This window comes from Citrobacter sp. Ce104 (genome assembly GCF_030334595.1).
Lineage (GTDB): Bacteria > Pseudomonadota > Gammaproteobacteria > Enterobacterales > Enterobacteriaceae > Citrobacter > Citrobacter europaeus.
Genome location: NZ_JAOWDP010000064.1, coordinates 535333 through 556012 on the forward strand (window position 1 = coordinate 535333; position 20680 = coordinate 556012).

General features: G+C 52.2%; 16 protein-coding genes. 6 read left to right on the top strand and 10 right to left on the bottom strand.

Translation table 11 applies throughout. From position 1 onward, the window contains the following. Nucleotides 1–27: 27 nt before the first annotated feature. From OGW16_RS13185 to OGW16_RS13200, 4 genes are all read right to left on the bottom strand, one after another. The gene (locus OGW16_RS13185) at nucleotides 28–3171 is read right to left on the bottom strand and encodes a CusA/CzcA family heavy metal efflux RND transporter (protein ID WP_043015503.1); all 3144 of its coding nucleotides are present in this window, start codon (nucleotides 3169–3171) and stop codon (nucleotides 28–30) included. 11 nt (nucleotides 3172–3182) lie between these two features. After that, nucleotides 3183–4475, bottom strand: coding sequence for an efflux RND transporter periplasmic adaptor subunit (locus OGW16_RS13190; RefSeq protein ID WP_286518507.1), 1293 nt, complete (start codon nucleotides 4473–4475; stop codon nucleotides 3183–3185). 76 nt (nucleotides 4476–4551) lie between these two features. Continuing rightward, the gene (gene cusF / locus OGW16_RS13195) at nucleotides 4552–4899 is read right to left on the bottom strand and encodes a cation efflux system protein CusF (protein ID WP_213733176.1); all 348 of its coding nucleotides are present in this window, start codon (nucleotides 4897–4899) and stop codon (nucleotides 4552–4554) included. A gap of 32 nt (nucleotides 4900–4931) precedes the next feature. Beyond that, nucleotides 4932–6314: an efflux transporter outer membrane subunit gene (locus OGW16_RS13200; protein WP_043015500.1), complete on the bottom strand. Its 1383-nt coding sequence runs from the start codon at nucleotides 6312–6314 to the stop codon at nucleotides 4932–4934. Nucleotides 6315–6509: 195 nt separating this feature from the next. Between OGW16_RS13200 and cusR the strand changes: the two genes are divergently transcribed. The 4 genes from cusR (at nucleotide 6510) to OGW16_RS13220 (ending at nucleotide 9854) form a co-directional block, all read left to right on the top strand. Beyond that, entirely contained in the window at nucleotides 6510–7193 is a 684-nt protein-coding gene (cusR, locus tag OGW16_RS13205) for a copper response regulator transcription factor CusR (protein ID WP_047412857.1), read from the top strand. After that, the gene (locus tag OGW16_RS13210) at nucleotides 7183–8634 is read left to right on the top strand and encodes a Cu(+)/Ag(+) sensor histidine kinase (protein WP_087051605.1); all 1452 of its coding nucleotides are present in this window, start codon (nucleotides 7183–7185) and stop codon (nucleotides 8632–8634) included. Before cusR ends, OGW16_RS13210 begins: the two co-directional genes overlap by 11 nt. 123 nt (nucleotides 8635–8757) lie before the next feature. Beyond that, entirely contained in the window at nucleotides 8758–8967 is a 210-nt protein-coding gene (locus OGW16_RS13215) for a PcoE/SilE family metal-binding protein (protein WP_047412863.1), read from the top strand. Between the two features lie 83 nt (nucleotides 8968–9050). Next, nucleotides 9051–9854, top strand: a complete 804-nt coding sequence (locus OGW16_RS13220; protein WP_080625589.1) for an MBL fold metallo-hydrolase — start codon at nucleotides 9051–9053, stop codon at nucleotides 9852–9854. A 68-nt stretch (nucleotides 9855–9922) separates the two neighbouring features. On the opposite strand, the gene OGW16_RS13225 is transcribed toward OGW16_RS13220, so the two are convergent. Continuing rightward, nucleotides 9923–12367 (bottom strand): trimethylamine-N-oxide reductase 2, encoded by a 2445-nt coding sequence (locus OGW16_RS13225; protein WP_043015495.1) that lies wholly within the window; start codon nucleotides 12365–12367, stop codon nucleotides 9923–9925. A gap of 20 nt (nucleotides 12368–12387) precedes the next feature. Beyond that, nucleotides 12388–13482: a NapC/NirT family cytochrome c gene (locus OGW16_RS13230; protein ID WP_075145036.1), complete on the bottom strand. Its 1095-nt coding sequence runs from the start codon at nucleotides 13480–13482 to the stop codon at nucleotides 12388–12390. 528 nt (nucleotides 13483–14010) lie between these two features. Here OGW16_RS13230 and uspF point away from each other — a divergent pair. Further along, nucleotides 14011–14439 (top strand): universal stress protein UspF, encoded by a 429-nt coding sequence (uspF, locus tag OGW16_RS13235; protein WP_003021923.1) that lies wholly within the window; start codon nucleotides 14011–14013, stop codon nucleotides 14437–14439. A 54-nt stretch (nucleotides 14440–14493) separates the two neighbouring features. Here the strand turns inward: uspF and torD are convergent, their stop codons facing one another. The 3 genes from torD to torC are packed head-to-tail and all read right to left on the bottom strand — an operon-like array spanning nucleotide 14494 to nucleotide 18813. Then, nucleotides 14494–15108, bottom strand: a complete 615-nt coding sequence (gene torD / locus OGW16_RS13240; protein ID WP_075145037.1) for a molecular chaperone TorD — start codon at nucleotides 15106–15108, stop codon at nucleotides 14494–14496. Continuing rightward, nucleotides 15105–17645 (bottom strand): trimethylamine-N-oxide reductase TorA, encoded by a 2541-nt coding sequence (torA, locus tag OGW16_RS13245; protein WP_200007558.1) that lies wholly within the window; start codon nucleotides 17643–17645, stop codon nucleotides 15105–15107. Before torA ends, torD begins: the two co-directional genes overlap by 4 nt. After that, complete coding sequence (torC, locus tag OGW16_RS13250; RefSeq protein WP_075145038.1) at nucleotides 17635–18813, bottom strand: pentaheme c-type cytochrome TorC; 1179 nt, start codon at nucleotides 18811–18813, stop codon at nucleotides 17635–17637. Before torC ends, torA begins: the two co-directional genes overlap by 11 nt. A gap of 131 nt (nucleotides 18814–18944) precedes the next feature. Here torC and torR point away from each other — a divergent pair, with 131 nt between their 5' ends. Then, a complete protein-coding gene (gene torR, locus OGW16_RS13255) occupies nucleotides 18945–19637 on the top strand; it encodes a two-component system response regulator TorR (protein WP_047412878.1) in 693 nt (230 codons plus the stop codon). On the opposite strand, the gene torT is transcribed toward torR, so the two are convergent. After that, nucleotides 19610–20641, bottom strand: coding sequence for a TMAO reductase system periplasmic protein TorT (gene torT / locus OGW16_RS13260; protein WP_043015488.1), 1032 nt, complete (start codon nucleotides 20639–20641; stop codon nucleotides 19610–19612). The genes torR and torT overlap by 28 nt on opposite strands. Nucleotides 20642–20680 lie beyond the last annotated feature (39 nt).

Sequence of the window (20680 nt, forward strand, 5' to 3'; positions counted from 1 at the left end):
ACCGACGCAGGCGAGCGCTTCAGAGCATTACTTTTGGCTGCGATGCCTGTGCAGCCACATCAGCTTATAAGCTGCCGGGATAATGAACAGCGACAGCAATGGCGCAGTGATCATACCGCCAATCATCGGTGCGGCTATACGGCTCATGACTTCTGAGCCTGCCCCCGTCCCCCACAAGATAGGTAGCAAACCCGCGATAATTACCGCCACGGTCATCGCTTTCGGACGCACACGCAGCACCGCGCCGTGATACAACGCCTCATCCAGCTTATCAGCGGTAAAGGTTTGCGGATTTTCCAGTGCAGGTTCAGCTTCAATGGCGTGACGCAGATACATCAGCATCACCACGCCAAATTCTGCGGCAACGCCGGCGAGCGCAATAAACCCGGTTCCGGTTGCAACCGACATATGAAACCCCATCCAGTAGAGAAACCAGATGCCGCCCACCAGCGCAAAGGGGACGCTGGTGATAATCAGCAGCGCCTCGCCAAAGCGACGGAAAGCCAGATAAAGCAGAACGAAGATAATCATCAGCGTCATCGGCACCATCAGTTTGAGCTTATGGCTGGCGCGTTCAAGCAGCTCGAACTGCCCGGAAAAAGCCACGCTGGTCCCCGGTTTTAACTGTACGTTTTCAGCAATAGCCTTTTTCAGATCGTTCACCACCGAAACCATGTCACGATCGCGGGCGTCGATATAAATCCAGCTGGTTGGTCGCGCATCTTCAGTTTTTAACATTGACGGACCAGAAACTACCGTCACATCTGCAACATCTGCCAGCGTAATTTGCTGCTTCATGGGCGTCAGAATCGGCAGATTACGCAGCGCTTCTGGGCTATCGCGATAGCTCTGCGCATAGCGCAGATTGATAGGATAACGAGCAATCCCTTCCACCGTTTCGCCCACCATCGCGCCCCCCACCGCTGAGGTGACAAACAGCTGCACTGCGCCTACGGTCATGCCATAACGCGCTGCTTTCTCCCGATTGATGTCTACGTTGATATAGCGCCCTCCCACCAGACGCTCAGCCAGCGCCGAAGAGACGCCCGGTACGGTTCTGGCCACCTCTTCGATTTGTTCCGCCGTGGCGTCGATATCAGTCAGAACGTTACCTGACACCTTAATGCCAATTGGGCTTTTGATACCGGTAGAGAGCATGTCGATACGGTTACGGATAGGCGGAACCCACAGATTCGCCAGCCCCGGCAAGCGCACGGTTTTGTCCAGCTCGGCGATGATTTTGTCCATCGTCATACCCGGACGCCACTGATCCTGCGGCTTCAGTTGGATTGTCGTTTCAACCATTTCCAGCGGCGCGGAATCCGTTGCGGTTTCTGCCTTACCGGTTTTACCAAACACGCGCGCGACTTCCGGAACGGTCATGATCAGCTTATCGGTTTTTTGCAGCATATCCGCCGCCTGCGCCGCCGAAATTCCTGGCAAGGTTGAAGGCATATACAGTAAATCGCCTTCGTTAATCTGCGGCAGGAATTCCCCACCAACTTTATTCAGCGGGTAGATAACCGTCAGTATTGAAAGCACCGCCACCAGGAGGGTAGTTTTAGGCCAGTGCAGCACCTTCAACAGCAGCGGATGGTAAATACGGATCAGGAAGCGGTTTAGCGGGTTGCTGCTTTCCGCCGGAATCTTGCCACGGATCCAGAATCCCATCAGGATTGGAATTACCACAATGGCCAGAAACGCCGCGCCTGCCATGGCATATGTTTTGGTGAACGCCAGCGGGCCGAACAGTCGCCCCTCTTGCCCCTCAAGCGTGAAAATAGGGATAAATGACAGGGTGATAATCAGCAGGCTGATGAACAACGCCGGGCCGACTTCTACCGAGGCGTCGGTAATGACCTTCCAGCGCGTTGCGTTATCCAGTTTTTCATCCGGATGCTGATGCCCCCACTCTTCCAGCCGCTTATGGGCGTTTTCAATCATCACGATCGCGGCATCGACCATCGCCCCGACGGCAATGGCGATTCCCCCAAGCGACATGATATTGGCGTTCAGTCCCTGGAAATGCATCACAATAAACGCGATACACAACCCCAGCGGCAGGGAAATAATCGCCACCAGCGCCGAACGCAAATGCCACAGAAACAGAGCGCACACCAGTGCAACAACGATAAACTCTTCCAGCAGCTTATAGCTCAGGTTATCAATGGCGCGATCGATGAGCTGACTGCGATCGTATGTTGTAACTACCTCCACGCCTTCCGGCAGGCTACTTTTTAACGTGTCGAGTTTGGCTTTAACAGCGGAGATAACTTCACGCGCATTTTTACCGGAACGCAGGATAACCACCCCGCCCGCCACTTCGCCTTCACCATTGAGCTCGGCGATCCCACGGCGCATTTCCGGCCCAATCTGCACGCGCGCGACATCGTGCAGGTAAACAGGCACACCGTCGGCCCCTGTTTTCAGGACGATGTTATTGAAATCATCAAGCGTTTGCAGATAGCCACTGGCGCGAACCATGTATTCCGCTTCAGCCATCTCAACTGACGAACCGCCCGCTTCCTGATTCGACGTGTCCAGCGCAGATTTCACCTCCGCCAGGCTAATGCCATATTGCGTGAGCTTCATCGGGTCGATAACGACCTGGTACTGTTTAACCACGCCGCCTACCGAGGCTACTTCAGCCACGTTCGGAATCGTTTTTAACTCATACTTTAAAAACCAGTCCTGCAGAGAACGTAATTCCGCGAGGTCATGTTTCCCGCTGCGATCGACCAGCGCGTATTCAAAAATCCAGCCGACGCCCGTGGCGTCCGGCCCCATTTCCGCGCTAACGCCTGCCGGTAATTTGCCCTGAACCTGGTTGAGATACTCCAGCACGCGCGAGCGCGCCCAGTAAGGATCGGTGCCATCCTCGAAAATGACGTATACATAGGAATCGCCAAACTGTGAGAAGCCGCGCACCGTCTTCGCGCCCGGAACTGACAGCATGGTGGTGGTTAACGGGTAGGTCACCTGATTCTCAACGATTTGCGGCGCCTGCCCCGGATAACTGGTTTTGACGATCACCTGAACATCAGAGAGATCGGGCAGCGCATCAACCGGGGTATTGATGATGGTCCAGGTTCCCCAGATACTGAGAAACAGCGCCCCCATCATTACCAGAAAACGGTTTGCTACTGAGCGGCGGATAATCCATTCAATCATTTATCATATCCTCAGTGTGAATGGGCCGCCGGGGCTGGGCTAGCGACTGCGTCTTGTGCACCGCTATTCTGGGCGCGCATACGATCCAGCGCGCCGGAGATATTCGCCTCGGAGTCGATCAGGAACAGACCGCTGGACACCACTTTTTCACCTTCGCTCAGGCCGGAGCGGATAGCCGTCAGCCCCTGCGATTCATGGAATACCGCAACCTGCTTCGGCACAAATCGACCTTCATGATCAACGGTAATCACCCGCTGTTCGGTACCCGTGTCAATTAACGCTTTAGACGGGATCAGCAACATCGGCTTACTTTGCGTTTTCAGTTGCAGGTAGGCATTCATCCCCGGTTTGAGCGCCTCGTCGCGGTTTTCGACCTGCAAACGGATCTGCAACGTCCGCGTGGTGGCATCGACGCTGGGTAAGATATTCCATTTGCTGATGGTGAAAATCTTGTCCGGCCAGGCTGGCACAGTGATGCTAAATTGCGAGGCGTCTTTAATCAGCCAGGCAATAGATTCCGGGACCGACGCGCTGACCCATACCGGGTCCATACCCTGAATTTTCGCGACCACATTGTCTTTGGAAATGTTCATGCCGGTACGCAAATCAAATGCAGTGATCACCCCATCAATGGGGGCTTTCAGGGTGAAGCGGGTTTGAATTTTACGCGTCGATTTTAAGCGCTGAATATCCGCTTCAGGCATACCGGCCAGGCGTAACCTCTCCAGAATGCCTTCCACCTGTGTCGCGCTACCGCCGGTCTCACGCAGCAATAAATATTCGCTCTGCGCCTCAACCCAGTCGGGAATCGTCAGGTCGATAAGCGGCGCGCCTTGCTTAATTTTGTCGCCCACGGTGAGCGGGTAAACCTTTTCGATAAAGCCTGCGGAGCGTGCCTGGACAATAACGAACTGGTATTCGTTATAGCTAACGTTAGCCGGGAAAGTTTGCGCGTAGTGCAGCGGCCCACGGCGCACAGGTTCTGTTTTTAGCCCCAAATTCTGGGTCTGGGTGGGATCGATTCGTACGCCAGGCGCTGACGCGCTCGCGGTCTCTTCATCGGCATATTTCGGGATAAGATCCATATCCATAAATGGCGATTTACCCGGCTTATCAAAGCGCGTGTTCGGGTACATGGGGTCGTACCAAAACAAAACTTTTCTGTCTTCTTTTGGCGCAGCCTGCCCGGTTTCAGCCGTTGCTTTTACGGATGAATAATAAGTATAAATACCGACAGAAATAACCCCACCGGCAATCATGCCTGCGAGAATAAGCGCGGTAGTTTTAATATTTAAAGACGCCATAGTGATTTCCATTGCGCGATAGTCTCACCCGAATTACGAATAATCCGGGTAAGAATAAAAGAGACCAGCGAGAACGTTATTTACTGATGTGAATATCACGTAATACAGAGAGATTTCCCTGCTGAACAAACGTAAACGCAACCTTATCGCCGGGTTTAATATCATCAGCCTTCGTGTCGGCAACCAACGTAAAACGCATCGTCATGGCAGGCCAGTTCACCGCAGGAATAGGGTCATGCTTAATCGTGATTTTTTTACTGTCCCTATCGACAGCTTCAATCACTCCCGTGGCGCTAATGAGTTGTTCATGTTGAGCCGCTGGCTGCATATCCATCATTTCGCCATGCTGATGCTCATTGGCCTGAGCGTTAAACATGACCAGAGAAAAAAGGCTAAACAGCACGGCTTTGGCGGTAATATTCATAATTGATGCTCCTGAAAAGTTAATATTAAGGATTACTCCACCCAACCGCCGCCTAAGGCAGCAAACAGCTTAATTTCATTAACCTGCTGGGCGTAATTAAGATCGAGCAGTGATTGCTGCGTGGCGAATAAGGAACGTTCGGCATCCAGAACTTCGATATAGCTAACCGCACCATTTTGATAAAGCGCTCTGGCGCGCTGTAAGGTGATTTGCAATGAGGTCAGATAACGCTGCTGACCGCGAATTTGATCGGCAATGCTTTGGCGCAATACCAGCGCATCCGCCACCTCTTTAAAGGCGTTCTGAATTTTTTGTTCGTAATTCACCACCGACTGCTGCTGGCGTATTTCGGCGAGGTCGAGATTCGACTGATTACGTCCGGCATTGAAAATTGGAATATCTATTTTGGGAACAAAATTCCACATTCCGCTGGCGGCATTAAATAAGCTGGAGAGATCGCTGCTGCTACTGGAAACTGAACTGGTTAGAGTAATCGATGGGAAAAATGCCGCCCGCGCGGCGCCGATATTGGCATTCGCCGCCATTAATCCGTGCTCAGCTTCCAAAATATCCGGACGCTGCAACAGTATTTGCGATGACAACGATGGCGGCAGCGTTACCGGTTTAATATCCCCGCCGCTGCGCATCTGGTCGTTGGGTAATTTCCCGTACGTACCCAGCAACAGCTGCAGCGCATTGTTCGCTTGCGCCAGTTCACCTTTACGCTTCGCGATTTCGCTGCGCGTGCTTTCAATTACGCCGCGCGCCTGTTCCAGCGCCAGTACGTTGGTGCTGCCGGTCAGCAACTGTTTCTCCACAAAAGCGTATGAGCGCTGATAGTTTTGCAGCGTTTCTTCGGCAATTTGCAATTGCGCATAAGCCAGACGCTGATTGAAGTAACTTTGTGACACGCTGGAGATTAATGAGATATGCACCGCCCGACGCGCCTCTTCGCTGGCAAAGAAGTTCTGTCGCTCGGCTTCACTCATATTCTTCAGCCTGCCAAAGAAATCCAGATCAAAACTGAGATTCAGCCCGGCTTCGAATTCGCGGTTGGTGCTGCTATCGCCTTTCAATTTACCGCTGTAGGTGCCGCTGGAGCCTGCCGTGAGTTGCGGATAGCGGTCAGCGTCGGTGACGCCATATTGCGCTCTCGCTTCCTGAACTTTCAGCACTGCCATACGTAAATCGCGGTTATTAATCAGCGCCTCGCCGATCAGCGCCTTTACCTGGGGGTCAACGAAGAAAGTCCGCCAGCCCGTATCCTGATATCCCATCGGCGCAGAAACCAACGCATTCTGGCTTAAGGAGAATTGCTGCGGCACCGGCAATGCCGGACGCTGATAGTCCGGCGCCAATGAACAACCGGCGAGAACGAATACAGCGCTGAGGGTAAGAAGCTTAAATTTGCTCATAGTTCTTCTCGTCCTGACCGGACTGATGACCCTAAAATGTGTAGGAATTTATAGTGTTGTACTTTAACCAAGTGACTCTGTTTAACCGGTGACAGGAAAATGACAAAACTGTCATTTTCCCAATAACCGATTGCTATCCGATCCCGCTTCCCTAGAATTGAAAGTCCGCACAACCAGTGCGAGAAGGAGAATGCGATGAAGGTCTTGATAGTCGAAGATGAGAAAAAAACCGGTGAATACCTGACGAAAGGCCTGACGGAAGCGGGTTTTGTCGTGGATTTAGCGGATAACGGCCTGAACGGGTATCACCTGGCGATGACCAGTGATTACGACCTGCTCATACTCGACATCATGCTGCCGGATGTAAACGGCTGGGATATCGTGCGGATGCTGCGATCCGCTAACAAAGGGATGCCAATTCTTCTTCTCACCGCGCTGGGCACCATTGAACATCGAGTTAAAGGTCTGGAATTAGGCGCGGATGACTACCTGGTCAAACCGTTCGCCTTCGCCGAGCTGCTGGCACGGGTCAGAACGCTGCTACGCCGGGGTGCGGCGGTGATTGTCGAGAGCCAGTTTCAGGTCGCGGATTTAATGGTCGATCTGGTCAGCAGAAAAGTCACCCGCAGCGGTACGCGCATCACCCTGACCAGCAAAGAGTTTACGTTGCTTGAGTTTTTCCTGCGCCATCAGGGGGAAGTTTTACCCCGCTCGCTGATCGCGTCTCAGGTCTGGGATATGAATTTTGACAGCGATACCAATGCTATCGACGTGGCCGTGAAACGTCTGCGCGCCAAAATCGATAACGACTTTGAGCCGAAACTGATCCAGACCGTGCGCGGCGTGGGATATATGCTTGAGGTTCCTGATGGCCAGTAAACGATGGCGACGCCCTTTTTCGCTGGCGACACGGCTGACATTTTTTATCAGTCTGGCGACGATCGCGTCATTTTTCGCCTTTGCCTGGATAATGATCCACTCTGTAAAGGTCCATTTCGCCGAGCAGGACATCAATGATTTACAAGAGATCAGCGCCACGCTGGAGCGGATTATTAACCAACCTAACGAGCCAGAATCACGCCGCCTGGAAACGCTAAAAAACGTGGTAGCGGGTTACTCGAACGTCATTATTTCTCTGGAAGATAGTAATCAGAAAGCCATTTTTCATTCGCCCAATGCACCGGATCTCCGGCAATTTATTTCCAGTGCAAGGCCGGATAAAAATGCCCATGCCAGCGATGTTTTTATTATCTCCGGCCCAACGCTACAAACGCCCAGACATGTCCACGGGCAGAAAACGTCGTCTAACTGGCGAATGATTCGCCTGCCTGTAGGACAGCTTACCGATGGAAAACCGGCATATACGCTGTATCTGGCATTATCGATCGATTTTCATCTGCACTATATTAACGACCTGAAAAACAAACTGATTATGACGGCATCACTGATTAGCATGATGATTGTTTTTATCGTGCTGTTCGCTGTCTATAAAGGCCATGAACCGATCCGTAACGTCAGTCGCCGCATCCAAAATATCACCTCAAAAGATTTGGATGTACGCCTCGATCCGCAAGCTGTTCCTATTGAACTGGAACAGCTGGTAAGTTCGTTTAATCACATGATCGAGCGCATTGAGGACGTATTTAAACGTCAGTCGAACTTCTCGGCGGATATTGCCCATGAGATCCGCACGCCAATAACTAACCTCGTCACGCAAACGGAAATTGCGCTCAGCCAGACCCGCAGCCAAAAAGAGCTGGAAGATGTGCTGTATTCCAATCTCGAAGAGTTTAGTCGTATGTCGAAAATGGTCAGCGACATGCTGTTTCTGGCGCAAGCGGACAACAATCAGCTCATCCCGGAAAAGACAGCGCTTAATCTGGCTGATGAGGTGGGTAAAGTGTTCGACTTCTTCGAGGCCTGGGCAGAAGAGCGCGAGGTTGGCTTACGTTTTGAAGGACGCGCGTGCTGGGTTTCGGGCGATCCGTTAATGCTACGCCGGGCGGTGAGCAATCTTCTATCAAATGCTATGCGCTATACGCCAAAAGGCGAGTCGGTAACCGTACGGGTGAAAGAGGCGGACAGTCAGGTGCAGATAATCGTGGAAAATCCTGGCCCCCCCATTCCCCCACAGCATCTCCCCCGCCTCTTTGACCGATTTTATCGGGTAGACCCTTCGCGACAGCGCAAAGGCGAAGGCAGCGGTATTGGCCTGGCGATAGTGAAATCAATCGTCATCGCCCATCAGGGAAAAGTCTCGGTTTCATCCGATCAGCTTGCTACCCGATTTATTCTGACGCTACCCAAGCACGCGAAATAATTCCGGGTGATGACAGATATATGTCATCACCTGTTGTCTGACACAACCGTCATAATTCAGTCACGCCGCTGACCGACCTCGCCAATTATAATTTCTTCCGTAAACCCATACAGGAGAAATATGATGAATAAGATGTCCTCTTTTTTAGCTATCGCGTTTTTTATTTCAGCTGGCGTTAATGCGGCAGAAACGTCACCCCATGCACAATCATTTTCACAAATGAATGAACATGAAAAGGCAATGGTAGTACATCAGTCGACAAATAATGCTCATTCCTATGCCCATGAGCAGCAGGCGGAAAAACACCGTGCGCAGGCAAGCTCTACACGATAACGGATAACGCCAAAGGGCGCTGCGATCACAGCGCTCTCAAAAGCCATGCATTACAGTATGCCGTTTGAATACTGGAGACAGGTATGGCTTTAACCCTCACGGTATTGCTTGAAAACCGGCGTGCGGCGGGCGCGGATAAATCATTACGGGCAAAGCCTGGGTTAAGTCTGTTAGTTCAGGATGAAACCACCAGCATACTGTTTGATACCGGGCCGGACGACAGCTACATACTTAACGCCGCACAAATGGGCGTAGACCTGACGCAATTGACCGCCGTGGTACTGTCGCACGGTCATTACGATCACTGCGGCGGCGTGCCGTGGCTTGCGGATAACAGCCGTATCATTTGCCATCCCCAAATAGCCTGCGAGCGGTACGCTTCAATAACCCTGGCAGGAACGACAAGGAAAATAAAAAAACTCTCGCGTGATAACGACTACTCTCGGCTCATCATGGAATACACCCGCGAGCCGCTGACTATCAGCGAGCGCTTTTTGTGGTCCGGGGAAATCAGTGTCCCCACTCCGCAGGCCTATGGTGTTATTAGTAAGGAGACGCCCCAACCGGATTACATCAGCGATGAAGGCGTATTGATATATAAATCGGAGCGCGGGTTAGTCATCATTACCGGATGCGGGCATCGGGGAATAGAGAATATCGTACGCCATTGCCAGAACATTACCGGCATTAATCAAATTTACGCCCTCGTCGGTGGATTTCATTTACGTGCCGCCTCCCCCGCTAAGCTATGGCGAACCCGACAATTTATTAAGCAACAGCAACCCGAAAAACTACTCGGCTGTCATTGCACCGGTTCGTGGGGGCGATTATGGCTACCGGGAACTGACGCCCCGGCAACGGGAGATGTAATTGTGCTGGCAGAGTAACGACAGTAAACATGGCCAAAACAGCAATAAAAAACGGGAACCTCGCGGCTCCCGTTTATCAGCCTTCGTTACATAGTGACAATGGCTGGCTCATCAAAGACGGTGAGTTTTGGCGCTTCACCGGTGAATTTTTCTGCGTATACCAGGCTGGTATTCCCCGCACAGCCATTCGCCAGCCTTGAAGTCGGGATATCTGCCGTCAGTACGTTCGCGCCGCCATTTTTACAGATACCGTTTTCAATATCCGGCCATGCACCTTCATGGATACAGATAATTCCCGGTTTAATGCCGTCACTAACGTGCGCCCCCACCAGCACCTGCCCACGCGCATTCCATACGCGGACCAGATCGCCTTCGGCAATCCCTCTGGCTTTCGCGTCATCCGGGTGAATGGTGACCGGCTCGCGATTGGCAATAGCGTACTCTTTGCGCAGCGACGCGTAGTTCAGCTGGCTATGCAGACGATGCGCAGGGTGCGCAGTCAGCAGTTGCAGTTGATCTTTATCCGCAGTTCCTTTCCATTCATCGGGTTCAATCCATGACGCATGCGGCGGACAATCTTTATATTGATAGCCTTCAATCGTTTTCGAGTAGATTTCTATCTTACCGCTCGGCGTTCCCAGCGCATTCATCACCGGATCGCTGCGGAAATCCGCGTAGCGCACATATTTGTTATTCTTTTCATTCTCACGCATTTCGATCAGTTTATTCTGCTGCCAGAACGCGTTGAACTGAGGCATAGCGACACGTTGGGCGCGGGCGGCTTTTTGCGCGGCATCATAGAACTGCTTCAGCCACGCCATTTCGTCTTTGCCTTCGGTGTAGACCGCCTTACCTCCCGGCTTGAGCATCTCAGCCAGATCGGCAAATACGTCAAAATCGCTGCGGGATTCAAACTGCGGCGCGATGACCTGCTTCATCGGCACCAGGTGTTGGTTACTGTAATCACCGGTCATGGTCAGATCGTTACGCTCAAACGAGGTGGTGATCGGCAGGACTATATCAGCGTGTTTAGCCGCTGCGGTCCAGTAGCACTCAGAGATGACAACCAGTTCAGGCTTCTGCCAGGCTGTAATTAAGCGGTTAGTATCCTGATGATGGGTAAAGTTAGCACCGCCTGCCCACCAGATCATTTTGATATCCGGGAAGGTTTGCTCTTTACCATTATGCTGATATTTACCGCCTGGGTTTTCCAGCGCTTCAACAATTCGCGCTACCGGCAGGCTGGTTACCGCATCGGAAACCGCCCAGTCGTTACCCGCTGATGACCCCCCCTCAATTTTGGCGGAAATTGCTGGCAATACCCCACCCGTGCGCGTTGGGTTACCGCCGTTGGAATAATGATACGAGAATCCAAAGCCGCCGCCTTCGGTACCAATTTGCCCCAGCATCGCCGCCAGAGTCACCAGCATCCAGTGTTTTTGCTCACCGTATTGCTGGCGCTGAATCCCCCAACCTGCCATGAGCATGGTTTTATTGCTGGAGAAAATTTCCGCCAGTTTTTCCAGTTGCTCAGCAGGCACGCCGCACACGCCGGAAGCCCACTCGGCGGTTTTCTCTATTTTATCGCTCTTGCCGAGCAAGTATTCCTCAAACTGCGGATAACCGGTGGTGTATTTTTCCAGGAAGGCTTTGTCATGGAGATTTTTCTTCACCAGCGTATGGGCGATCCCTAACATCATCGCCACATCGGTCCCCATATGTGGCGCAATCCAGGTGGCATTATCACCAAAGAACTCAATGGTTTCAGAACGCATTGGATCGATGGCGATAACGCTTTTTCCTGATTTTTTCAGCAGATTAAAGTATTCAATCCCCTGTTCATCCGTGCTGCTCCAGGCAATTTTGAGGGTGTTGAGCGGGTTCATCCCCCACAGCACCACGACCTGACTGTGCTCAAGCACCATCGGCCAGGTGGTTTGCTGCTCATAGACTTCAACCGATCCCACGACATAAGGCATGATCACCTGCGCCGCCCCGGTTGAATAATCTCCGGTATGGCCGGCGTAGCCACCGGCCATGCTCATATAGCGTTGCAGTAAGGTTTGCGCCTTATGCAGAACGCCGCTGGAGCGCCAGCCATAGGAACCGGCAAATATTGAGGACGGCCCATAGCTGCTACGGATCCGGCTATGCTGCTCATGAATGAGCTTCAGCGCCTGCTCCCAGCTCACCCGCACGAAAGGATCGTTGCCACGTTTACCATCCGCTTTACCCGGGTTTTCCAGATAGCTTTTGCGCACCATCGGATATTTAACGCGGATATTGGTATGAACCTGATCCGGCGCGGTTTGCTGTAACGAGTTCGGCACCGTTTTCGGCAATGCCCCTTTTGAGGAAACCACTTTGCCGTCTTTTACTTCCACGTATACCGCCCCCCAACGTGCAGCCGTCAGAATCGCTCCGCCATTTTGGCCTTCGGCCCAGGCTGGCATTGGGATCACCGAAGAAATCGCCATTGTCCCGGTTGCCGCGCCAGCCGTCTTGATAAAGTCACGTCTTGTGAGTTTCATGATTTCTCCTGATTTATCGCTTATTTGTTCATGTCTTTAGCGTTGTACTGGAAGTAACGGCTCAGGATATCCAGTTCGGTTTCACTGATATTGGTGCGAGCGCCCATCCCTTTCGCTACTGAAGGCCAGGCGTTGAGCGTAAAATGATTCGCCGGAATTGGCGCATGGCAGCCCGCGCAATACACATTGTCGAGTTTGCGTGCGTAATCCCACATGGGTTCGCGGCTGGCGAGAGCGGAACCGCTCCATTCACCCTGCAGTACCACATCTCGCCACGCATTGCCGTAATCATCTTTTTTCCAGTCGGAGAGGATTTTCAGCGACTGCTGACCTTTTTCACTCAGGCTGGCAAGAATCAAACGCTGTCCTGCCGCGTAGTAAATGACCTGTTCACTTCCCTGCATCTGGCTCCCGCGAATCTCGACCTGTCGCGAATTGTCCGTTGATTTCAGGACCTGCATTTTTGTTGCCGGGTAAACGGTTCCCAAATCGCCAAGCGCGGTGTTGCTTACGGCATAAAGCTCAGTTGCCGAGGCAGGAGTGGAGGCTGACTGTGCTTCAAGCCCTTTGAGCGCGCTGTCATCCATTTTTACTTCAGGTGGGAAATGGGCGACGCCTTTGTGGCAATCAATACAGGTTTGCTTTTCCGCGATGCCCATTTTGTGCATTTTCTGCGCATCTGCGCTTTGTGCGGCAAGATCCATCGCGTCCATGCTGTGACAGCTACGGCAGGTCGCAGAATCACTCGCCTTGAGCTGTGCCCAGACGGTTTGCGCCATCTCCAGACGGTGTTCTTCAAATTTTTCCGGGGTATCGATTTTTTTGGTTATGAACTGATGATAAACATCTTTTGAGGCCCGCAGTTTAGCCACCAGATAATCCAGTCCGCCTTGCGGGATATGACAATCCGCGCACTCTGCACGAATCCCTTTCTGATTCTGAAAGTGAACCGAACCGGTATATTCCTCATAGGGGGCCTGCATTGTATGGCACGATAAACAGAATTCCGTGCTTGACGTTTTGTGCAAGGTCCATTGCCCTGCCAAAACGATAACAGCCCCAAGAACAATGGACAGCAGCATCGTCCAGAGGATGGTTTTATTTATTTTTCTCATCTTTTATTCCCACAAGACGAATACTCTTTAATGGGTAGACAATAATTACCCTAACGCGGTTACTTATTGATATTCATCAAACACAGAGGGAAATGAGAATCAGCATGCGGGTAAGTTTGAAGGGGCTCGCATAATTAATGAGAACGAAATGTAAATATCGAATTTCGTTTAAAATCAGAATTTTAAACCAAGTATAAGGTTGGATTAACTATTAATTTAATAAACATCAGAATAAAAGTTTGATAAATATTAAAAGCTGCTGAAATTAACCCTTTGGTGACACTCGTTATATAATTAAATATATAATGAAAACACATAAAAAAGAACCCTTTTCTGTTTTTTGATTACACGTATTAATGAAGATATCTGTCTTGCAGTGTTGCTCAGATATATATTTATGAGCAGACTTGCGACACACGCCTTTCATTGACGCGCATTTATGCACGTAACCTTGATCTGGTCACTTATTATACAGAGCCAGCTTTCGCTACACTCAGGGTAGAGGTAAACAAACAGGAGGTAGTGAATATGTATCGCTCAATTCTGGTGCCCATTGATATCTCTGAAACCGATTTAACCCGCCATGTTGTTCCCCAGGTCCAGGCGCATGCCAAAACCGCTAAGGTCCACTTTTTAGCCGTTATTCCTACCGTTCCGTTTTATGCCTCGCTGGGGCTGGCCTACTCTACCGAATTTCCGGACAGAAGTGGTCTGCAGGCCAAGGCCAGCGAAAAACTCGAAGAAATTATTAAGCAGTTCAATATTCCTGCTGGCAGGAGTCAGACTCATGTCGTTTATGGCCCGCCGAAGGACCAGATCCTCAAGCTGGCGGAAGCGGTTGACGCCGAGCTTATTGTCATCGCCTCACATAAGCCCGGTTTTAGCACATATCTGCTGGGGTCAACGGCGGCAGCCGTCGTACGCCACGCGAAATGCCCGGTGCTGGTTGTGCGGTGATAGGGTTAAAATGGGAGCGAATTTGCTCCCGTTTTTTGTGGCTTAGGCCATCACTCAGTTCTGATTATCCAGTCTGACCAACGCCAGCAACAGCTGACTCAGCGCGCCGTAGAAACCAAAGTCATCATAGCGGCGGCATTTGGCGGTGAACGTCGGTAACCAGCGTAACAGCCCCTCCAGCGTTTCTCTGCGCAGTGCATCAATACGCTGGCGGCTAAGCCCGGACTCTCCGAGAGAAAAATGCAGATGGCTTAACAGTTCGATAAAAATCGCCAGATGATCGGCTGACTCGCTAAACGTATCGCTTACCTGCATGCCCGCATCAGATAACAATTGTTTAATAACCCCGTAATTCTGCCCGCCTTCCAGATGAGCCGACGCATAGGGTAACGCCGCATGTTTGTCCGACATCAGAAACAGGCTGCAAAAATCAGCCGCCAGTTCCAGGGTAGCGTCTTCGCGCACCTGAAGCGCAGCAATTTTCGCCTCCAGCAAAAGAACTTCCGCCTCAAGCGACGGTTCACCTTTTAGCACCGCGAACCACTCAGCCATTTCGCTGGACTGTAAAAGCGCCAGGCTTTGGTCGTCACGCTCCCGGGAAAACAACTGCGCCAGCCAGGCGTAAACGCAGGCCATCTGTTCTGTGGTCAGGGAAGAGCGTTTCATCATGACGTCACCTTCTCTGCCGGGACATATTCGCACTGCGCCACCATTTTTATCGGGCCGCTGAACGCCGTCACGTTATCCACTTTGCCGGTATATTTCTCAATATCCACCAGCGTAGTATGGGCGCTGGTTGCCTGCGCCAGTTGAGACGTGCCGATATCTAACGTTAACACGTTCGGATTGCCGTATTTACACAGCGCCCCGGTTTCTCCACCGTTGTCAGGATCGTACCAGGCACCTTCGTGAATACGCGCCACGCCCGGAGTGTAAAGATCGGAGACAACCGCTCCGGCCAGTACTTGTCCACGTGCGTTAAACACACGGACAATATCACCGTTGCGAATCCCCCTTGCGCTGGCATCCTGCGGGTTGATAAATACCGGCTCTTTACCACTTACCGCATAATGTTTACGTAGCGCTTCAGATTCACAAAGCTGCGAGTGCAGACGGAAATCCGGGTGAACCGATTGCAGATGCAGCGGCCAACGCTGCGACCCCGGCCCACCGTGGGAACGTTCGATTTTCTCAAACCACATCGGATGCCCCTGGCAGTCGTCATACTGCATATCGGCAATCGTTTTTGAGAAAATCTCGATCAAACCACTCGGCGTACCCAACGGCTCAAGATCGGGATCTTCGCGGAAGGCCTGATGACGAACAAACATCTGTGGATGTTCGAATTCAACATACTCCTGCTGATTCCAGAAAACGTCAAAAGCCGGGAGATGAACCCCGCGCCCTTTCCCCTGCTGGCTACCTTCCTGCCAGATCCGTTTCAACCAACCCATCTCATCCAGCCCTTCGGTGAAGGCTTCTTCACGATTAAAGCGGCGGCAAAGATCGCGGAAAATATCGAAATCATTACGCGCTTCAAACTGCGGCTGCACCAGCTGTTTCATAGCGATAATGCCGCGGTTAGAGTGGTTGCCATACTGGTCGAGATCGTTACGCTCAAACTGGGTCGTTGCGGGCAAGACGATATCGGCGAATCGACAGGTCGACGTCCACTGATTATCGATGGCGATAACGGTTTCCAGCTTACGCCAGCCTTCAATAATACGGTTGATCTGCTGGTGACGATGGAAAGGGTTAGTCCCGGCAAAAACGCACATCTTTAACGGCGGCAGCTTGACGGTTTTTCCGTTCCAGTTAATTTTTTTGCCCGGTTCCAGAATCGCATCGATAAAACGTGCGATCGGAATAGTGCTGCTGTAGCCCTTAAAATCGGTGCTGTCATGTACAGGCGCAACGGTAGTGGAGCCAGAAAATCCGCTCAGGATAACGCCTTTACGCCCCGGGGTGCCTGCGCCGTTGTAGTGCCAGCCAAAGCCAAACCCACCGCCGGGTAAGCCGATTTGTCCAAGCATTGAGGCCAGCACCACAATCATCCATGCCCACTGCTCCCCGTGCTGCATACGCTGCACGCACCAGCCGGCAATAATCTGCGTTCTGCCGCCCGCCATCTGCCGCGCCAGTTCACGAATCGTATCGGCATCAATCCCGCATATTTTTTCCGCCCACTGCGCATCTTTAGGCTGTCCGTCACTTTCGCCCAGCAAATAAGGCAGAAATTGCTCAAACCCAACGCAGTAGTTATCAAGAAAATGCTTATCGTAGAGCTTCTCGGTAAAGAGCGTGTGCGCCAGCGCCAGCTGTAGCGGCACATCAGCCTGCGGGTTCACGGCGATGTGCTTAACCTTGTCGCGGCCCAGATAGTCGTGAGTCGAGGTGATGACCGGATCAACGCTGATAACCGAGATCTCGCCGCGCGCCACTTTGTCCTTCAGTTGCTCGTAGTATTCATAGACATCATGATCCGGACACCACCAGTTCGCCTGCTGATTTTTAATCAGGTCGGAACCCCACAGCACAATCGTTTTGCTATTTTTCAGTACCAGCGGCCAGGAAGTCTGCTGTTCATATACCTCCATTGACCCGACCACGCGCGGCAGGATCACCTGAGCAGCACCGGTGGAATAGTCGCCCCCGGTACCCACGCTGTTGCCATGCAGCGCAATGGCGCGCGCCAGCATCCCGGAAGCATTATGGAACATGCCGGTTGATTGCCAGCCGCTGGCCGTCAGCAGCGCGCTCGGACCATAGGTCTTCTGAATGCGCTCCAGCTCCTGATAGAAGAAGTCCAGCGCTTCATCCCACGAAACGCGCACAAAGCGGTTATCTCCACGCTGTGTGGTATCGCTCTGATGGCGTTTACGCAACCAGTCGACGCGGACCATGGGATAGCGAATACGCGTGGCGCCATGTACGTGATCCGGCAGTCCGGCGATCATTTTTGACGGGTATTTATCATGCTCAAACGGTTTGGCCTCAATAAAACGGCCATCAACAACAGTGGCACGGATTGCCCCCCAGTGAGAACCGGTCAGGATCCCCTCTTTGACGCCAGCCCCCTGCACCTCTGCAGCATTGGCGCTACGGGGCGTAAGCAGAGAAGGTCCCAACATACCGGCTACGGTCAAACCGCCCAACTGCAGTAGAAAACGTCGGCGAGATGCCTGAAAGAGATCGTTATTTTTCATTGCTTTCTCCCTTATCGCCATGCGGCTTATCCGTAGTGTCAGAGGCATTCATCTGCAAATATTTCAGCAAGGTACGTTCTTCACGTTTATCCAGACTGGTAAATCCAATCATGCCGTTCAACGTGCCAATCCAGCCGTTAGCGTCAAAGTGTTCTTTCTCTGGCGCGCCGTGGCATTGGTTACAGGTTCCGTTATAGAGCGAGTCGGCATAGGCCCAGATAGGTTTGATGTCGTTGACCATATCGCCCTTTTGCATCCAGGCGGTGGCCTGCAGCTTGCTCCACTGCGTATTCGTTTCCGCGACGGTAGTTTGCTCCAGGTTTTTCACGTGCTGCTGGATGTCACCACGAATGGAGGCCACAAAAATGCGCTTGCCCGGCAGTTGCGCCAACACGCGCTGGCGTCCGTTACTCTCGGTCCAGCCCACAATTTCAATTTGCAGCCAATCGCCATCACGCTTTAACACTTTTACTTCAGAGGCGGGTAGCAGTGAGCCAGCAGGTTCTTTATCACCCTTAGCGGCATAAATAGGCTTGATGTCCAGAGAGTAGAGCGTATCGCCATCGTCGTTCGCCCTGGCGCGTAACTCGTCAAACTGTTTGCGGAAACCACTGCTCATATCGGGGAGCTGGTGCGCGATACCTTTATGGCAGTCGATACAGGATTGGTTGTCCTTGGCCGCAATCTTCATCTGGCGTGCGGCTTCAGGATGCTGCTTAGCATGATCCATCGCATCATAGTTATGACAGGAGCGGCAGGTAGCAGAGTTGTTCTCTTTCATCCGTGTCCATTCTCGCTCCGCCAGCTCGGCGCGTTTGGCCTCGAATTTTTCAGGCGTATCTATAGAGTGGGCAACAAAGGTCTGATAAATATCGTTGCTTGCTTCCAGCTTACGCTTCACCATGCCCGGAATATCTGAAGGAATATGACAGTCATGGCATTCTGCGCGCACTCCAGAGGCATTCTGAAAATGCGCGGACTGTTTATATTCTTCATAAACCGGCTGCATGCTGTGGCAGCTCACGCAAAACTCGGTAGAGCTGGTTAATTTGATGCCAACGTGCGGCAAAACGATCAGCGCGATACCGACCACAATCCCGATGACGACCAGCGCCAACACTGACCAACGTGCGCTCGGTCTGAGTAGCGCCCTCCAAAGTTTCCGCATAATAGCCCCTGTAATTATATGGTTTAGTTACAGAGGATCTTATTTCTCAAATGTGAACAGCAACACTGGTCAGGATGAATGGCTTACGGCACAATGTGAACAGATATGAACAGAAAGAGACAGCAACCAGGATGTCGCATCACATTGTAATTGTTGAAGATGAACCCGTGACCCAGGCACGGTTACAGGCTTATTTTGAACAGGAAGGTTATCATGTCTCTGTCACCGCCAGCGGAGCCGGCCTGCGTGAAATCCTGTCGCAGCACCCTGTGGATCTTATTCTGTTGGATATTAACCTCCCGGATGAAAATGGCTTAATGCTGACCCGTGCCCTGCGAGAACGTTCAACGGTAGGGATCATTCTGGTAACGGGCCGTAGTGACCAAATTGACCGTATCGTTGGCCTGGAAATGGGCGCTGATGATTATGTCACCAAGCCGCTGGAGCTACGTGAACTGGTGGTACGGGTGAAAAACTTGCTCTGGCGGATCGACCTTGCCCGTCAGGCGCAGCCGGAGGCCAAAGACAACTGCTATCAGTTTGCCGGGTATTGTCTGAATGTCTCTCGTCATACCCTGGAACTGGGTGAAGAGGCGATCAAACTCACCCGCGCCGAATATGAAATGCTGGTCGCTTTTGTCACCAATCCGGGGGAGATTCTCAGCCGCGAACGTTTACTGCGCATGCTTTCGGCACGACGGGTGGACAATCCAGACTTACGCACCGTAGATGTGCTGATCCGCCGTTTACGCCACAAGCTACGAGCGGATTTACTGGTGACGCAGCATGGGGAAGGCTATTTTTTAGCGGCTGACGTGTACTGATACAGATAAACAGGACGGAATCCGCCGGGTGACAGCGAGCACTTAACATGCTGGCTGTCGGCATTTTTCGGGGTGAGCACCAGGATCGGTGGGCTGATATTTTCCGACACCGGTTGCCCTTGTAATATCCTGATAGCCTGCTGAATCGCCAGTTCACCTTGCCAGACCATCTGATCGCTGGCAGCCATTATGATTCTTTCGCGTTTAAGCCCGCGATACACCTGGTGCGACAGATAAAAAGAGACTACGGTTAGCGGCGTGCCCTGATTCCGCGTCTCCCCCATGGCGGCTTCCGCAGCAATTGCCGTACCGGCCACTACGTCAACATCCGGGTGACGCTCAAGCATCTCCTGCAACAGGTTGCGCTGAACTTCAATATCATTATCCCCTAACGCCACATCCACAATGTGCACCTGACTGCCGGCAATCGCCTGGCGGAATCCTTCCACCATCTCACGACTGCCTCCGGCGTCGTCAGGCCCGGGCAATAATAAGACCTTTAGCGGTTTACCGCCGCTCCACTTAACCAGATAGCGGCCTGGCTGATACCCCATCTGAAACCACGGAACCCCAACCCGCGCCTTTACCGTCGCGTCATGGATCGCATTCACCACCTCAATAACAGGCAGCGATCCAACCTGGGTCTGCAAATCTGGAAAAGTCGTCGTGCTGCTGCCTAACAAAATGGCATCCGCGCCCCATTGCTGGCACTGAGCGATTTGAGATTTTTGCATGTTTAACTGACGATACCCTCCCGCTTCAAGCACCTTCAGGCTCACTCCGTATTTTTTCGCCGCCTCAAGCATGCCGTAATTTACGGAAAGCCAGTAAGAATCCTTCAGGCTGGGATACAGCGCGCACAGTTTCCAGATTTTGTTTGCAGTAACGTCCGTTTGCGGCGCCGGGACAGCCTGCTGGCTATCCTGCCAGCGCAGTAGTGCGGGCACGGTCGCGTGACCCAGACCGGGAAAAAGCGTGATAAGCAGGAAAACCAATACGCGCATGATAGCCTCATCATTGATAAGGCTTTATCCTAGTTGCTT

Bases quoted from the DNA above. Each gene is read 5' to 3' on its own strand.
- torA (WP_200007558.1), bottom strand. From the start codon at position 17,645: ATGAAAAATAACGATCTCTTTCAGGCATCTCGCCGACGTTTTCTACTG.
- cusF (WP_213733176.1), bottom strand. From the start codon at position 4,899: ATGAATATTACCGCCAAAGCCGTGCTGTTTAGCCTTTTTTCTCTGGTC.
- OGW16_RS13215 (WP_047412863.1), top strand. From the start codon at position 8,758: ATGAATAAGATGTCCTCTTTTTTAGCTATCGCGTTTTTTATTTCAGCT.
- OGW16_RS13185 (WP_043015503.1), bottom strand. From the start codon at position 3,171: ATGATTGAATGGATTATCCGCCGCTCAGTAGCAAACCGTTTTCTGGTA.
- torC (WP_075145038.1), bottom strand. From the start codon at position 18,813: ATGCGGAAACTTTGGAGGGCGCTACTCAGACCGAGCGCACGTTGGTCA.
- OGW16_RS13200 (WP_043015500.1), bottom strand. From the start codon at position 6,314: ATGAGCAAATTTAAGCTTCTTACCCTCAGCGCTGTATTCGTTCTCGCC.
- uspF (WP_003021923.1), top strand. From the start codon at position 14,011: ATGTATCGCTCAATTCTGGTGCCCATTGATATCTCTGAAACCGATTTA.
- torT (WP_043015488.1), bottom strand. From the start codon at position 20,641: ATGCGCGTATTGGTTTTCCTGCTTATCACGCTTTTTCCCGGTCTGGGT.
- OGW16_RS13190 (WP_286518507.1), bottom strand. From the start codon at position 4,475: ATGGCGTCTTTAAATATTAAAACTACCGCGCTTATTCTCGCAGGCATG.
- OGW16_RS13220 (WP_080625589.1), top strand. From the start codon at position 9,051: ATGGCTTTAACCCTCACGGTATTGCTTGAAAACCGGCGTGCGGCGGGC.
- OGW16_RS13225 (WP_043015495.1), bottom strand. From the start codon at position 12,367: ATGAAACTCACAAGACGTGACTTTATCAAGACGGCTGGCGCGGCAACC.
- torD (WP_075145037.1), bottom strand. From the start codon at position 15,108: ATGATGAAACGCTCTTCCCTGACCACAGAACAGATGGCCTGCGTTTAC.
- OGW16_RS13210 (WP_087051605.1), top strand. From the start codon at position 7,183: ATGGCCAGTAAACGATGGCGACGCCCTTTTTCGCTGGCGACACGGCTG.
- torR (WP_047412878.1), top strand. From the start codon at position 18,945: ATGTCGCATCACATTGTAATTGTTGAAGATGAACCCGTGACCCAGGCA.
- cusR (WP_047412857.1), top strand. From the start codon at position 6,510: ATGAAGGTCTTGATAGTCGAAGATGAGAAAAAAACCGGTGAATACCTG.
- OGW16_RS13230 (WP_075145036.1), bottom strand. From the start codon at position 13,482: ATGAGAAAAATAAATAAAACCATCCTCTGGACGATGCTGCTGTCCATT.